Origin of the sequence: Methyloceanibacter sp. (genome assembly GCF_049590335.1) — a bacterium.
Taxonomy (GTDB): domain Bacteria; phylum Pseudomonadota; class Alphaproteobacteria; order Rhizobiales; family Methyloligellaceae; genus Methyloceanibacter.
Map to the genome: position 1 here is coordinate 1 of NZ_JBAWCQ010000008.1, position 14,265 is coordinate 14,265.

At 60.3% G+C, this 14,265-nt stretch carries 11 protein-coding genes, 1 tRNA gene and 1 pseudogene; 8 read left to right on the plus strand and 5 right to left on the minus strand.

Going from position 1 to position 14,265, the window contains the following annotated elements:
• Positions 1–1,249, plus strand: a pseudogene (locus WBQ77_RS00535) (hypothetical protein); the annotation flags it as partial.
• Positions 1,250–1,301: 52 nt separating this feature from the next.
• On the opposite strand, the gene WBQ77_RS00540 reads toward WBQ77_RS00535, so the two are convergent.
• A complete protein-coding gene (locus WBQ77_RS00540; RefSeq protein ID WP_424042667.1) occupies positions 1,302–1,859 on the minus strand; it encodes a gamma-glutamylcyclotransferase in 558 nt (185 codons plus the stop codon).
• Between the two features lie 207 nt (positions 1,860–2,066).
• On the opposite strand from WBQ77_RS00540, the gene WBQ77_RS00545 reads away from it, so the two are divergent.
• Both WBQ77_RS00545 and WBQ77_RS00550 read left to right on the plus strand, forming a co-directional pair.
• The gene (locus tag WBQ77_RS00545) at positions 2,067–2,669 is read left to right on the plus strand and encodes a DUF502 domain-containing protein (RefSeq protein WP_424058431.1); all 603 of its coding nucleotides are present in this window, start codon (positions 2,067–2,069) and stop codon (positions 2,667–2,669) included.
• Positions 2,670–2,698: 29 nt separating this feature from the next.
• Complete coding sequence (locus tag WBQ77_RS00550; protein WP_424058433.1) at positions 2,699–3,382, plus strand: haloacid dehalogenase type II; 684 nt, start codon at positions 2,699–2,701, stop codon at positions 3,380–3,382.
• A gap of 175 nt (positions 3,383–3,557) precedes the next feature.
• On the opposite strand, the gene WBQ77_RS00555 is transcribed toward WBQ77_RS00550, so the two are convergent.
• Positions 3,558–3,644, minus strand: a tRNA-Leu gene (locus tag WBQ77_RS00555).
• Positions 3,645–3,783: 139 nt separating this feature from the next.
• Here WBQ77_RS00555 and lipB point away from each other — a divergent pair.
• On the plus strand, positions 3,784–4,461 hold the full coding sequence (gene lipB / locus WBQ77_RS00560; RefSeq protein ID WP_424042496.1) for a lipoyl(octanoyl) transferase LipB: 678 nt from the start codon (positions 3,784–3,786) through the stop codon (positions 4,459–4,461).
• Positions 4,462–4,474: 13 nt separating this feature from the next.
• Here the strand turns inward: lipB and WBQ77_RS00565 are convergent, their stop codons facing one another.
• A complete protein-coding gene (locus WBQ77_RS00565) occupies positions 4,475–4,768 on the minus strand; it encodes an acylphosphatase (RefSeq protein WP_424042497.1) in 294 nt (97 codons plus the stop codon).
• A gap of 11 nt (positions 4,769–4,779) precedes the next feature.
• Complete coding sequence (locus WBQ77_RS00570; protein WP_424058435.1) at positions 4,780–6,801, minus strand: acetyl-CoA carboxylase biotin carboxylase subunit; 2,022 nt, start codon at positions 6,799–6,801, stop codon at positions 4,780–4,782.
• 218 nt (positions 6,802–7,019) lie between these two features.
• On the opposite strand from WBQ77_RS00570, the gene WBQ77_RS00575 reads away from it, so the two are divergent.
• Genes WBQ77_RS00575 through WBQ77_RS00585 form a run of 3 tightly spaced genes read left to right on the plus strand, consistent with a single transcriptional unit; the run spans position 7,020 to position 11,891 of the window.
• Positions 7,020–7,526 carry a GbsR/MarR family transcriptional regulator gene (locus WBQ77_RS00575; RefSeq protein WP_424043414.1) on the plus strand — a complete coding sequence of 169 codons (507 nt, stop codon included), beginning with the start codon at positions 7,020–7,022 and terminating at the stop codon, positions 7,524–7,526.
• A 46-nt stretch (positions 7,527–7,572) separates the two neighbouring features.
• The gene (locus tag WBQ77_RS00580) at positions 7,573–8,718 is read left to right on the plus strand and encodes an efflux RND transporter periplasmic adaptor subunit (protein WP_424043413.1); all 1,146 of its coding nucleotides are present in this window, start codon (positions 7,573–7,575) and stop codon (positions 8,716–8,718) included.
• On the plus strand, positions 8,715–11,891 hold the full coding sequence (locus tag WBQ77_RS00585; protein WP_424058437.1) for an efflux RND transporter permease subunit: 3,177 nt from the start codon (positions 8,715–8,717) through the stop codon (positions 11,889–11,891). The genes WBQ77_RS00580 and WBQ77_RS00585 overlap by 4 nt, the downstream gene beginning before the upstream one ends.
• 94 nt (positions 11,892–11,985) lie before the next feature.
• Here WBQ77_RS00585 and WBQ77_RS00590 read toward each other — a convergent pair whose 3' ends face one another.
• Positions 11,986–12,693 (minus strand): J domain-containing protein, encoded by a 708-nt coding sequence (locus WBQ77_RS00590; RefSeq protein WP_424043409.1) that lies wholly within the window; start codon positions 12,691–12,693, stop codon positions 11,986–11,988.
• A 349-nt stretch (positions 12,694–13,042) separates the two neighbouring features.
• On the opposite strand from WBQ77_RS00590, the gene WBQ77_RS00595 reads away from it, so the two are divergent.
• A complete protein-coding gene (locus tag WBQ77_RS00595; RefSeq protein ID WP_424043407.1) occupies positions 13,043–13,585 on the plus strand; it encodes a hypothetical protein in 543 nt (180 codons plus the stop codon).
• Positions 13,586–14,265 lie beyond the last annotated feature (680 nt).

The window sequence follows — 14,265 nt, forward strand, 5'->3', positions numbered from 1 at the left end:
GAATTGCACGCGCGGCGGCGGCGGCAAGCCACCGAGGTGCACAAAGTGGTGGAACGTCGTGAAAGAAGAGCCGGCGCCCATGACCAAGACGGCGCGCCGCAAATCCAGAGCCAACAGCCTATTCAGAAATGCGTCCGCCTCGCCGGCCCGGTACCGGACGCCCGCCAGGCCGAAAGGCCTCGTTCCGGGCTTCCAGCACTATTTGAGGCGGACGATTGCGGACGGCGTGCACTCGGGCAATGGGCGCACGGCAAACGACGACGACGACACCGATTTCTATCCCGTGCCGTTGACGCGCGAGGCGTTGCGTCCCGGAACGATCTACGCTGATCCATATGGGCACATCCTTATGCTGGTGAAGCGCGTCCCGCAGACCGACGAAGGCGCCGGTGTGTTCCTTGCTGTTGACGGCCAACCGGACGGCACGGTCGCCCGCAAACGGTTCTGGCGCGGCAACTTCCTTTTTGCCCAAGACCCTGCGCTCGGCGGTCCCGGATTCAAGCGCATTCGACCTATCGAGCGAAAAGCCAACGGCACTTTGCGCCGGCTGACAAATGCGCAGATCGCCGAACATCCGGATTACGGCGATTTCTCACTTCAGCAATCGACGATCGGCGTCGAAGCATTCTACGACCGCATGGACGATGTGATGTCCCCGGAGCCGCTCGACCCCTTTAAGGCGATGACGGCGGCCGTCACCGCACTTGAAGAACAGGTGAACGCGCGCGTGAACTCCGTCGAGAACGGGCGCAAATTCCTTGCCAGCAATCGCGGAACCGTGGCGCTGCCGAAAGGCGCATCGATCTTCGAAACATCAGGCCCATGGGAGAACTTCGCCACGCCCTCCCGCGACTTGCGTTTGCTCATCGCCATGGACGTAGTGCGCAACTTCCCTGACCGCGTCGCGCGTCGCCCGGAACGTTACGCGATGCCGGCGGGTAAATCGCCCGAGGAAGTTCGCAAAGAATTGGAGGAGACGCTTCTGTCCGAGCTCAGCGCGCGCAAATTCTCCTACAAGCGCAGCGACGGCTCCTCATGGACCTTGTCCCTCGATGATTTGCTCGTGCGGATCACGGATCTCGAGATGGCGTACAACATCAACGATTGTGCCGAGATGCGGTGGGGCGCACTGGAGGGCAGCGAAGAAGCATCGACCTGCAAGCGGCGCGCCCCGAGCACCCAGCGCCGCAAGATGGCTTCCGACTACCGCACGTGGTTCAGCGAGCGCCGACGCCCGCCCCGCGGATGAGAAATTCCGCCGGCCCCCCCCGAGGCAGTAGCGCTGACCAAAGCCTTGCCTCCTAGTCCTCCGGATAACTCACAAGTCTCTGTCTCTCCTCAATAACCCGCGCCTCAAGCTCGAATACGTGCGGATCTGAAACGTCGAGAGATCGTAGCGCGCATGCCAACTCCAAAACGTAGTCAGCGTTGTGGCCGCTTCGTCCTGCGCAGCGATTGATCTGCGCTACCATCTCTTCGATTGGCGCGTTGCCGAGAAAGGCAAAATTCCCTCTCGGAGCAAAATACGTGACGCCCGCGATGTGACCGTCGTCGAAGTGGATCTCGACATCCTCGCGACGATACCCATTGATCTCGCGTTGATCGAGATGCTCGAACACGGAAGCCTTAATCAGGAATGCGCGTCCGAAGCAACATTCGCCCTCTGCTTCGACAAGGGTAACGACCCTTCCAGGGTCGGTCTGCACACCCCGGTGATCATGCGAGCCTTGCCAGAACCGTCGTTCCCAGCCACGGATATGGGCGCGGCGGGCCTGTTGATACGGGAAGTCCTGGCGCCAGATTAACGAGCCGTAACCGAACACCCAAACAGACTCGCCAGCATTAACCAGACCTCGCATACCAGTGCCCCCGACTAAATCCGCGTAGTAAGCTCCAGTCTACACCATCATTTCGGGGTACGTTGATCCAGATCCGGACGGTCATTCCCAACGCGAGCGCTGCACAAGGCGCCCGTGCCCCGCCACCGCCTGCTAAGCTTGGCAATTGCCGGACTATGCGGACTTCGCAGAAGACCGTCCCACAATCGCCGGCGGGAGGAGCGAGCTGTGACAACTGCGAAAAGCCGAATCCGAGTTAATCTCATCTACGGGGCGATCGCGCTTCTGCCCCTCCTGATCCTCGCCTACGTTTTCTACAAACTTCACGGCGTCATCAAGAAGGCCGCGGTCGCGGTTGCGCCGGTCCTCGGCGAGAGCGTGCTTTATGGAACGGGCGTCATTCTCTTGATGATGTTGCTGGGTCTGGTTTTGATCTGCTTCCTCGTTGGCGCGCTCGTCAATTCACGGCTTGGCGCAACGGCGTTCGAAAGGGTTCAAGCGACGTTTGGTGCCGTCGTTCCCGGCTACGAGATCGTCGCAAACCTGATGCGTGGGGTTGCAGGAAACCAGAAAGCCTATCCGGCGGCACTGATTAGCCTGTTCGCACCGGGCACATCCGTGTTGGGGTTCGTCATGGAAGAATCCGATGGCCCCTACCTGACCGTGTTTGTTCCAAGCACGCCCGTCATTACGGTCGGCTCCATCCATGTCGTCGAACGCTCCCGGGTACGCATGCTTGAGGCGACGAGCCGGGACGCCGCCGAATGCCTCGGACAATGGGGCTTAGGTATGGGAAAGTTGCTCCCAGATTCCAAGCCCGAACGCGGTTAGCGCCGCCTGAAGCGAATTGGAGGCGCCCAGTGCCACGCGATACCGTGCTGTTCGACATCAACGAAACGGTTCTCGACCTCACATCCCTCAGGCCGAAATTCGCGGCGGCATTCGGAGACCCGGCCGTGGTGTCCACGTGGTTTGCTATGTTGCTGCATAGCTCCACCGTCTGCGCGCTGACCGGCGTGAGAACAGGATTTTCCAACCTGGCCGGCCTGATGCTGGACAGGCTCGCCACGCTCCACGGACGCACGATCTCGGAGAAGGACCGAATCGGCATCCTTGGGGGTTTCGCGAGCCTCGAACCGCATGCGGACGTTCAGCCGGCCCTCGCCCATTTGCGATCGAGTGGATATCGGACCGTGGCATTCTCGAACTCATCGATCGACCTGGTGACCAGGCAGATCGCCAACTCCGGGCTCGGGCCCCATTTCGACATCGTGATCTCGGTCGAGGAAGCCGGTAGCTTCAAGCCCGACCGCAAAGTCTATGACTTTGCCGCCGCGCGTCTCGACCGGCCGATCGGTGCGTTACGCCTCGTCGCCGCGCATGATTGGGATACCCATGGCGCGATCGCAGCCGGCATGCAGGCGGCCTACCTTGACCGTTCCGGTGCCCCCTATAACCTTCTCTACCGACGACCCTATATCTTTGCCGACACTATGGAGCGCGTGGCGGAGCAGATCATCGCGGCGGACGTTGGACAGCACTAATGGTACGCGTTCTGCCGAAGTGCTCCCCCCGGGGCTGCCCGCGGCGTCGACCGGGACGGGCGCACACGACGGCAAGGAAAGAGGCGCGAGCGCTTCAGCAAACGCTGGCCGGCACGGCATGAGGTGCGGGAGAAAACAGAAAAACAGCAATATCAACAATGCATCAAAAAGGCATTGGTGCGGTCGAGAAGACTCGAACTTCCACGGGAGTTACCCCACAGCGACCTCAACGCTGCGCGTCTACCAATTCCGCCACGACCGCAAGATGTTCCGAAAGCCGCCCAGCCATGCCAAAAAAGCCATCCAGGGCAAAGCATTTCGTTTCGGTGCGCTGAATTAGCAAACCTGCCCCTTTGGCGCAAGGTTTGCCGCACCGCTGTTTGGCTTAAGATGGCAGGAAGATGAGACCCTCGACCAACCCCTCTCCCGCGCCTTATACAGAGTCGCTAGTCCCTAAGCATTTGGAGTGGACTGTTGCTCAAGCGCCCGTCCCTTACGAGGCGGCGCTGAGCTTCATGGACGCACGCACGCGCGACATCGCCGAGGGGCGCGCCGGCGAATGCATCTGGCTGCTCGAGCATCCCCCTCTCTACTCGGCGGGGACGAGCGCGGACCCGGCAGAGCTTGTGGACTCGGACCGATTCCCCGTCCACAAGGCCGGGCGCGGCGGGCGCTACACATATCATGGGCCCGGTCAGCGCGTGGCCTATGTCATGCTGGACCTCAATCGGCGCGGGCGCGACGTTCGTGCCTTCGTGGCGGCGCTGGAGGCTTGGCTGATCGCCACCTTGGCGGCGCTGGGCGTTGCCGGAGAGCGGCAGGAGGATACGGTCGGCATCTTTGTCGGCGAGGCCAAAATTGCCTCCATCGGCGTCCGCGTCCGACGCTGGGTCACCTTTCATGGCGTCAGCCTGAACGTCAGCCCGGACCTCGACCATTTCGCTGGGATCGTGCCTTGCGGCCTTCACGGTACGCCTGTGACGAGCCTGGAAGCGCTCGGCGCCGAGACCGACATGGCCCGTGTCGATACGGCCCTGCGATCCAACTTTGCGCAGGTCTTCGACACGTCAGGAAGCTAATGTCTCGGCAGAGCTAATGTGTCGTCGGTAAGACATGGAAGGCGGCCGACGGCGCACCGCCTTCGCCCGTCACAACCACATTGGTAACGCGTGCGTCCGGCGGGCCCTCGGCACAGCGGCGGAGCATTTCGTCCACCTGCGGCGCGAGCCCCGAAAACACCGCCTCGACACTCCCGTCGCGGCGATTGCGGACCCAGCCATCGAGATCGAGGCGCCTCGCGGTCTGATCCGTCCACGCGCGGTAATAGACGCCCTGCACGCGACCTTCGATCCGAACGGTGACAGTCTTGTAGCCAGGCGGCGTCACGCCCCGCGCTCTTAATCGAACTCGAGGATGACGGCATCCACATTGAGGCTGTCGCCGGGCTCAGCGTGAATCTTGGCGACTGTGCCATCCACCTCGGACTTCAACACATTCTCCATCTTCATCGCCTCGATGACACAGAGCGTTTCGCCGGCCGACACGTCCTGCCCTTCCTCCACCGCGAGCGACACGATGAGCCCCGGCATCGGGCAGAGCAGGAATTTGGACATATCCGGTTTTTCCTTCACCGGCATCACGGCGAGATAATTCGCCTCCCGCTCGGTGAAGACACGGACGGGCACTTCGACGCCGTGATAGGTCAGATGCACGCCGTTCAGAATCGAGCGGACTTGCACAGCAACCGGTTCGCCATCGACGGTGCCTTTGAAAACCGGCTCTCCGAACCACCAGTCCGAGTCCAACGTGACCGTCCGCTCCGGCTCGTTCGTCCCCTCGCCGCCAAGCGTCGCGGTCATGGGAAAGTCGCGACCTTCCACCTGGACCCGGACGAAATCCCCACCGCCGAGCTCAACCAGTCGGAACTCGGAAAAACAGACCGGCTCCCCATACATCTGCTGGGTAATCATGCGGCGGCGGTTGTTCGAAAGGTGATCGATAGTTGCGGCGACGGTCGCTAGCACATCGCGAACGCGCCCCTCGGGCACGGGCGGGGAGAACCCGTCCGGAAACTCCTCGGCGATGAACTTGGTCGAGATATCGCCGGCGCGCCAGCGCTCGTTGCGCATCAGTACCGCAAGGAAAGAAATGTTGTGCCGGAAGCCGTCAATAGTGAAGGCGTCCAGCGCCCGCCCCATCTCGTCGATCGCCTCGATGCGCGTCGGCGCATAGGTGACAAGTTTCGCGATCATTGGATCGTAATAGACCGAAATCTCGCCGCCCTCTTCCACGCCCGTATCGAGCCGCGTAGTAATGCCGTTCTCCGTGCTTAGCTTCGGCGGCCGGAAACGGACCAGGCGCCCGGTGGACGGCAGGAAGTTCCGCACCGGGTCTTCGGCATAGATGCGTGATTCGATCGCCGAGCCCGTTAGCGTCACGTCCTTCTGTTTGATGGACAGCGCCTTGCCGCTAGCGACATTGAGCATCTGCTCGACGAGGTCGAGCCCGGTCACAAGCTCCGTGACGGGATGTTCCACCTGAAGCCGCGTATTCATCTCCAGGAAGTAGAAATTCTTGTCCTTGTCGACGATGAACTCGACCGTACCGGCGGAGTCGTAATCCACGGCCTTTGACAGCGCGACAGCCTCCGCGCCCATGGCCTCGCGCGTCTTGGCGTCCAGGAACGGACTCGGCGCTTCTTCGAGGACCTTCTGATTGCGGCGCTGGATCGAGCACTCGCGCTCGCCCAGATGGATGACGTTGCCGTGCTTGTCGCCCAGCACCTGAATCTCGATATGGCGGGGCTCTTCGATGAACTTCTCGATGAAGACGCGATCGTCGCCAAAGCTCGACTTGGCCTCGGACTGGGACGAGGCAAAGCCTTCGGCGACTTCGTCGCTGCTATAGGCGATACGCATGCCCTTGCCGCCACCGCCGGCCGAGGCCTTGATCATGACGGGGTAGCCAATGTCGCCGGCGATCCTGACCGCCTCTTGCGGCGTTTTGATCACACCGAGATGGCCAGGTACGGTCGAGACGTTGGCATCCGCTGCAAGCTTCTTTGATTCGATTTTGTCGCCCATGGCCTCAATGGCCTTAGGGTTCGGACCGACAAAGATGATGCCCGCCTTCTTCAGCGCTTTGGCGAAAGCGGCGTTCTCCGACAGGAAGCCATAGCCCGGGTGGATCGCATCGGCGCCGGTCTCCTTGGCGGCCGAGATGATCTTGTCCATGACAAGATAGGACTGCGCGGCAGCCGCGGGCCCGATCGCGACGGCCTCGTCGGCCATATAGACATGCAGCGCATCGCGGTCGGCCTCCGAATAAACGGCCACGGTCTCGATCCCGAGCCGCTTCGCCGTCCGTATGATCCGGCAGGCAATTTCTCCACGATTAGCGATGAGTAGCTTTTTGATCATCGGTCCCCGGCCCAAAAATTAGTCCAGGCTTTCTAGAGGGAAGCGAGAGGCGAGTAAACTAGCCAGGAAGCCAATTGTGCTGTCCCGTGGAACGCCTTGCGGTAGCTTGGCCACAGTGTGACCTCGCGATCCCCCTTCCCTGTTGCCCCCGGCCGCCGGGTCCTCCATATAGTTTGTTCAGTCTTGACTGAACGAACAGAACGGAATAATTGTTCGGGATGGCAAACAAGGCAGACAAAGCGATCTCGGAATTCGTCGAGCAAATGGGCCTGATCATCCAGTCGGAGGGTCTCCCCCGTATCGCCGGCCACATTATGGGCCTCATGATCATGCATGAGGGCCCGTTCAGTCTGACACAGCTGGCTGAGCGACTGAGCGTTAGTCGCGCGAGCATCAGCACCAACACGCGGTTGTTGGAGGATCTGGGTGTCATCGTGCGAACCGCGAAGCCAGGGGATCGGCAAGACTATTTCAGGCTGGGCCAGCAGCCCTATGCGCGGATGTTGCGCGGGGTGGTCCGGCGGATGCGCCGCGCGCGCGACGTGGTTGAGAGCACTCAGGACGCTCTTCCGGAGGGGATGCCAGGTACCCAAGAGCGGCTCCAGGAGCTCGATGCCTTTTACGAGGCGCTCATTGAGAACTTCTTGAATGTCATCGATGCGTGGGACGCCGAGCGCCATGGGCCGGGACGAGATAAGAGGGACGGCGTAAGGCCATCCGCGTAATTCTGACACAACAGATCGCGGAAATTAACGAGTGGGGCGCTCAGCCTTGAAGAAGTCATACATCATCGCTGCTGTTCTCGCGCTCGCACTCACCGCATGGGTGCTGGGCGGCTATTTCTTGCGAACCGACGTCAAAGAGGTCGCGAACGCGCCCGAAGACACCAAGCCCGTCCCCGCAATGACGGTTTCGGTTCGAACGCAAGAGGCCAAGCCCGTGTCGCAGGTCGTCGTCGCTCAAGGGCAAGCAGAGCCGAACCGGACCGTAACCGTGCGCGCCGAGACCATGGGACAGGTGGCCGAAATTCTGGCCGACGAAGGCAGCACCGTGGCCACCGGCGATGTCATCGTCCGTTTGGAGCAGAACGACCGCCAGGCGCGGATCGCGCGCGCAAAGGCGCGCGTCCGTGAGCAGGAGAGCGCCTACGAGGCCGCCCAGGCTCTCGGTAAAAAGGGCTACCAGACCCAGAGACAAGCCGATCAAATCTACTCATCGCTGCAGACGGCTAAGGCCGAGCTCGAAGAGGCCCAGATCGAAATCGAGCGCCTCGAGATCAAGGCGCCGTTCGAGGGCGATGTCCTGTCGGTCCCGGTGGAACTTGGCGCTTATGTCGACACGAATGGCGAGGTGGCGACGATCGTCGACAATCACCCTCTCGTTGCCAGCGTTCAAATTACCCAGCAGAAAATCACCGATCTTAAGGTTGGTCAGACTGCGTCCGTAACCTTTGCAACTGGTCAGGAGCGTGAAGGGAAAATTCGTTACATCGCCGCCCGCGCTGATGAAAAAACACGGACTTTCCGGGTGGAGATCGAACTTCCAAATTCGGACGGTAGAATTCCATCTGGCATCAGCGCCGAGGCAAAGATCCCTACAGGATCGGTGATGGCTCATTTTGTATCGCCAGCCGATCTATCGCTCAACGACGCCGGCAAGCTCGGGGTGAAGACGGTCAGTCAAGATAATCGAGTCGTTTTCCATGAGGCCGTGATCGTCATGTCAGACGCCGACGGCGCTTGGGTCATCGGCCTTCCGCCGAAGGCGCGCATCATTACACTGGGTCACGGCTACGTTCAGATTGGCGAGCAAGTTCAGGTCGCCGAGGAGCAAGGCGGTGCTGGTATGGCTGGCTCTAAGGAAGCAGCGGCACGCCTGACGACAGGCGGTGTCGGCGAGCCAACGGCAGCCCAATGAACGCGATCATAGACGCTGCGTTTGAGCGCACGCGGACAATCGTGCTCGCTTTCGTCATGATTGTTGTCTTGGGCGCGATCGCCTACACGACCATCCCGAAAGAAGCCGAACCAGACATTCAAATTCCTATCATCTATGTCTCGATGACATATGAGGGGATCTCGCCCGAGGACTCAGAGCGTCTCCTCGTACGCCCCATGGAGAAGGAGCTCCAGTCAATTGAGGGCATCAAGGAGATGCGCTCAGTAGCCGCGGAAGGGTATGGTTCCATCACGCTCGAGTTCGATGCTGGCTTCGATTCCAACAAGGCTCTCGAGGACGTTCGTGAAAAAGTCGATATTGCCCGGGCCGAGTTGCCGCTCGAGACAGACGAACCTCGTGTCAACGAGGTCAATATAGCCCTCTTCCCTGTGATCACGATCGGATTGTCCGGCAATGTGCCGGAACGCACGCTGGTGCGAATCGCACGTGACCTGCGGGACAAGATCGAGGGTCTGGCAGGTGTGCTTGATGTCGACATCGGCGGTGACCGCGAGGAACTACTTGAGATCGTTGTCGATCCGATGGTGCTCGAGACCTACAACATCTCCTTCGCCGATATCTCAAACACCGTCGCCCGCAACAATCGGTTGGTGGCGGCAGGCGCACTGGAATCGGTCGCAGGGCGCTTGGTGCTAAAGGTTCCCGGCGTCCTTGAAGAAGTCCAAGACATATTCAACCTGCCGGTCAAGGTTGTCGACAACACGGTAGTCAAGTTCAGCGACGTTGCCTCGATCCGCCGCACGTTCAAGGATCCGCAAGGGTTTGCACGCGTTGGGGGTAATCCGGCTTTGGCTCTAGAGGTCAAAAAGCGTCTCGGCGCGAATATCGTAGAGACCATACAAGACGTGCGCGCCGTCGTCGCTGAGGAGAAGATTGCTTGGCCGCCTGGCATCGAAGTCAGCTACATGCAGGACAAGTCCAAGCAGATCCGCAATATGCTTGCCGATCTCCAAAACAACGTGTTCGCCGCGATCGCGCTCGTGATGATCGTGATCGTTGCCGCGATCGGAGTGCGGCCGGCCATTCTAGTGGGGTTGGCTATTCCAGGATCCTTTCTCGCCGGGATCCTCTTCATCTCTTGGATCGGGCTCACACTGAACATCGTTGTGTTGTTCAGCCTCATCCTTGTTGTCGGCATGCTGGTAGACGGCGCCATCGTGACCACCGAACTCGCCGATCGAAAGATGCTGGAAGGCAAGGATCGCAAGCAGGCCTATGCGGAAGCGGCCAAGCGCATGGCATGGCCAATTATCGCTTCGACGGCGACGACGCTGGCCGTGTTCCTGCCGTTGATCTTCTGGCCCGGCATTGTTGGCGAGTTCATGAAGTTCTTGCCGGTCACCGTTCTCGCGACGCTGGCGGCATCTTTAGCAATGGCACTCATTTTTATTCCGGTACTCGGCGGGATCATCGGTTACGCTGACAAGAATAACAGTCAGTTGCTCAAGGCCGTTCACGCCGCAGAAGATGGCGACCTTGAGAAGATCGGCGGAGCGGCGGGTATATATCTAAAGACTTTGAAAGGACTTCTTGCGCATCCAGCCAAGGTTCTTGGCGTCGCCGTGACGCTTCTGATCGGAACCTACATTGCTTTTGGCGCGTTTGGGCGCGGCGTAGAGTTCTTCCCTGATGTCGACCAGGACATTGGTCAGGTCCAGGTCCGCGCGCGCGGCGATCTGTCGGTTACGGAAATGGACGCCATTGTCCGCACCGTGGAGGCACGGCTTCTGGGCGTGCCGTATTTCGATGCGGTCTATGCCAGAACGGTCGGTTCGGGCGCGGGGCCATCGCAACGCGAAATGGCCGAAGACGTGATTGGTATTGTGCAGTTTGAATTGAAAAATTGGCGGACCCGACCTCCTGCGTCGGAAGTGCTCAAAGAAGTCCGTGCGCGTACGGCCAACATTCCAGGTGTCATCTTGGAGGTGCGGAAACAGGAGGCCGGCCCCTCGGCCGGCAAGCCCCTGGAAATTCTCGTGACTTCTCGCGATCCGAAGGAAATGTCTGGGGTCGTAGAGAGAATCCGGTCACAGATGGACCAAATTGGTGGCTTCGTCGACGCGGTCGATAGCCGGCCACTGCCGGGAATTGAGTGGCGCGTCAGGGTTGACCGGGAAAGAGCTGCCCGCCATGGCGCGGACGTATCCGTCGTCGGCCAAGTCGTTAGTATGCTCACCAACGGACTCTTTGTAGCCGAGTACCGGCCGGACGATGCCGATGAGGAAGTCGAAATCCGCCTTCGTATGCCACTCGAGAAACGCAATCTGGAACAGCTGAACCGACTGCGCGTGGCGACACCCAAGGGCCAAGTCCCTATCGGTAACTTCGTGCGGTTTGAGCCTTCACAAAAGACAAGCCAACTGAAACGTACGGACGGACGCCGCGTGCTCGAAATCAAGGCCGACGTCACCGACGGGTTGTTGGTTGACGAACAGGTGCGCAAGCTCAAAGCTGCAGTGTCAAACATGGACATCGACCCTTCCGTGAACGTGCGGTTCAAGGGTCAGGACGCCGACCAGCGCGAAGCCTCGAACTTTCTCATCATGGCTTTCTTCATCGCCATTTTTTCGATGGTCGCGATCCTGGTGACGCAGTTCAACAGCTTCTATCAAACAGCCCTTGTATTGAGCGCGATCGTATTCTCCACCGCCGGTGTCATGATCGGCTTGCTCGCCACCAATCAGCCTTTCGGAATTGTGATGTGCGGCATCGGCATCATCGCGCTGGCGGGCATCGTCGTGAACAACAACATCGTTCTGATCGACACATATAATGACTTGCGTTCGCGGGGCATGCCCGCGGAAGAAGCCGTCTTGCGGACCGCTGCTCAGCGTGTACGTCCCGTTCTCCTAACCTCCATCACGACCGTTCTGGGCCTGCTGCCCATGGTCTTCGCCATCAGTATCGATATCATCGGCCAAGATGTCTCCATCGGCGCCCCCTCGACGCAATGGTGGACGCAGCTCTCAAGTTCGATTGCCGGCGGCTTGGCCTTCGCGACGGTGCTCACGCTTCTGCTGACGCCGTGCCTGCTCATGCTGGGAGACAACATCTCGGTGTGGTGGCATGGCCGCGCTGGCCGTCGGGCAAAACGCCAAAGTCGCGCGGGTCGGCCGCAAGCCGCCGAGTGAGGCTTGGTCAAAAGCCAAACTCGGCACACCAACAAATGAAGTTTGTGGATCACGGCAGGTCGTCATGCGCTTGCCCTCGGGTGCGCCCTCGCCGCTAGCCGAAAGCGGTCGGCTCGGCCTCTTTCGGCATGGCCTCCGCGCGGGACGGACTGGAATTGAGGATGGCGGCCAACTCGTCGAGTGAGACGAGGATGTCATTCAACGCCTCGACGACTTCCTCCGACGGAGCGGCGGCGCTCTCGTCGTCGAATGAATAGTCCTCGAGGATTTCGAGGGCCCGCTCCAGATGGCGGATCATACCTTCGTTCTTCTTGATCTTGCCCTGAATGGCGACCTCGTGCCAATCGAGCACGCGCCCCACCAGGTCGCCCTCGCCTTCGCCCTTCCGCTTGATCAGCGCGCGAAGCTTGGAAAGCCGCTCGCCGGCCCGCTGCTGGTGCGTAACGCTCGCTTTCCGCGCGGTAATGTCGTCCTGAATCGCCAGTTCGATCAGAGCGCCCACGTCCAAGGCCGCCAGATCCTGCTCCGCGTGGATCACGAGCCCCAGCTTCTCCGCGATGATCTCAATAGCCCCACCGTCGAGATTGTCGGGCTGTGGGGCCTCGACCTCACCCGTCTGATCGTAATGGGAGCGGCGCCCCTCGTCGGACAGCACCGAGTACGCCACGACAAGCTGGTTGAAGGCCTCGACCGAGCCGCCTGCGTCCGGATGTGCCGACTTGGCTTTCTTCCGATAGGCCTTGTGTATGTCCTTGCGCGGCGCGGAACGCTTGAGGCCCAAAATTTTATAAAGATCGATCACGCTAAATCCCCCGCAGCGTTGGGAAATTTCCCCGCTCTCCGTGCCCCCCGGCGCGGGTACAGTCGCCAAACACAGCATTGAAACCTTAATGTCTCATGACGATTGTTTGTGTCTTGCTCATGGCATCGGGGTCGTTGGAACGCCATTTACGCGCTAAAAACAGCTTCTCTCGCCCCGCCGGAACACAATCATAACGGTGTTTGGCTTGGCAGGTTCCAGATGTGGCAACACTTGAAGCAAAGTTGGCAACCCACTATGCCAATACTCTCTTATGCCTTGAGGCCAAGAACGCCTAACATCCGGTGCCCGCGACTGGGTTCCACGAGTTCAAACTAGGGAAGAAACGCCTATGCTAAGAGCAATTATCCTTGCCGCCCTCGCCCTGTGCGTCGGGCTCACGGGCCTGACCACGGCTTCCTATGCCGAGACGAAGGCCAAGGCCAAGATGATCCTGGACCCGGCGGTCCATGGCCTGAAGCGGCTGGAGCCGCTGCAGCTCGGTGTTGATGGTGACAGCACCAAGATGACACCGACAGAATACACGCTGAAGGTCGGCCAGGGCTATCGCTGGAAGATCAAAGCCTCCGATTTGACCGAGTACGCGCTCGTCATGCCGGAATTCGCGCGCAACATCTGGATCCGCAAGATCGAAGCCGGCGATCCTGAGATCGAGCTCAAGGTCGTGACCTTCGACGAGCTCGAGTTCGAGAATGGCGGCGAGCTGGAGCTGTTCTTCGTCGCAGTTCGGCCTGGAACTTACAAGTTCGGGCCCCGGGGCTTGATGGAGCGCGGCATGGTTGGCACAATCACCGTTGAAGGTGCCGACAGCCTGGATATCGCGCCGATGAAGCGCGGCGCTGCCGCAGACGATGACGACGACGATGACGGCTAGCCGGCGTCCGGCCTGTCGTTGGACCCGCCATGAAGATGCCCGCCCTCTTATGAAGGCGGGCATTTTCTTTGGGTTCGGTCGTCTCGGCAATCTTGAAACGGCGTCAGTGTGCGGGCTCTAGAACGTGTGCCTCCAGCGCTGGGTTGCGCGGGACTTGCTGACCATTCCGGAATTGACCAGGGCCACTACGCAGCTCCGCGATAGGCTGCGTCCCGCCTTGTCCATGCACCTGCGCAGACCAGGATCGTCGACCGCATGCACCCCGCAGAAACGCTTGTAGTCCGCCCGGCACGCGCCTTTGACGGCGCCCGAGTACGCAAAAGCAGAAGACGCGACCGCAAAAAGCGTCGCGCCAATCACCAGTGTGGAGAGAAATCTCCCTGACATGGGTATTACTCCAGTTGGCTCGGCACCCCCAGAAGTAGAAGCCATAACTTGGCGCAGCCCATGTTAACCTCTAATGAACAAGGGCTTTTTATGCTGTTTCAAGCAGCCCCCCGTGCGGGGCCGGCCTTCTGAGCCGCGAGCGGAGGGCCTTCAGAAAACCATCCCGGGGGCGCGACTGCCGCCAGGACCAGCGAAAAATAGCGGATTTCGCCAACAGAGACGCCGAACTCATGCCACGGTTGCGGCCCATCATTGGGGCCAGATCGTGATGCTCCGAGCGACCGGGACACAAG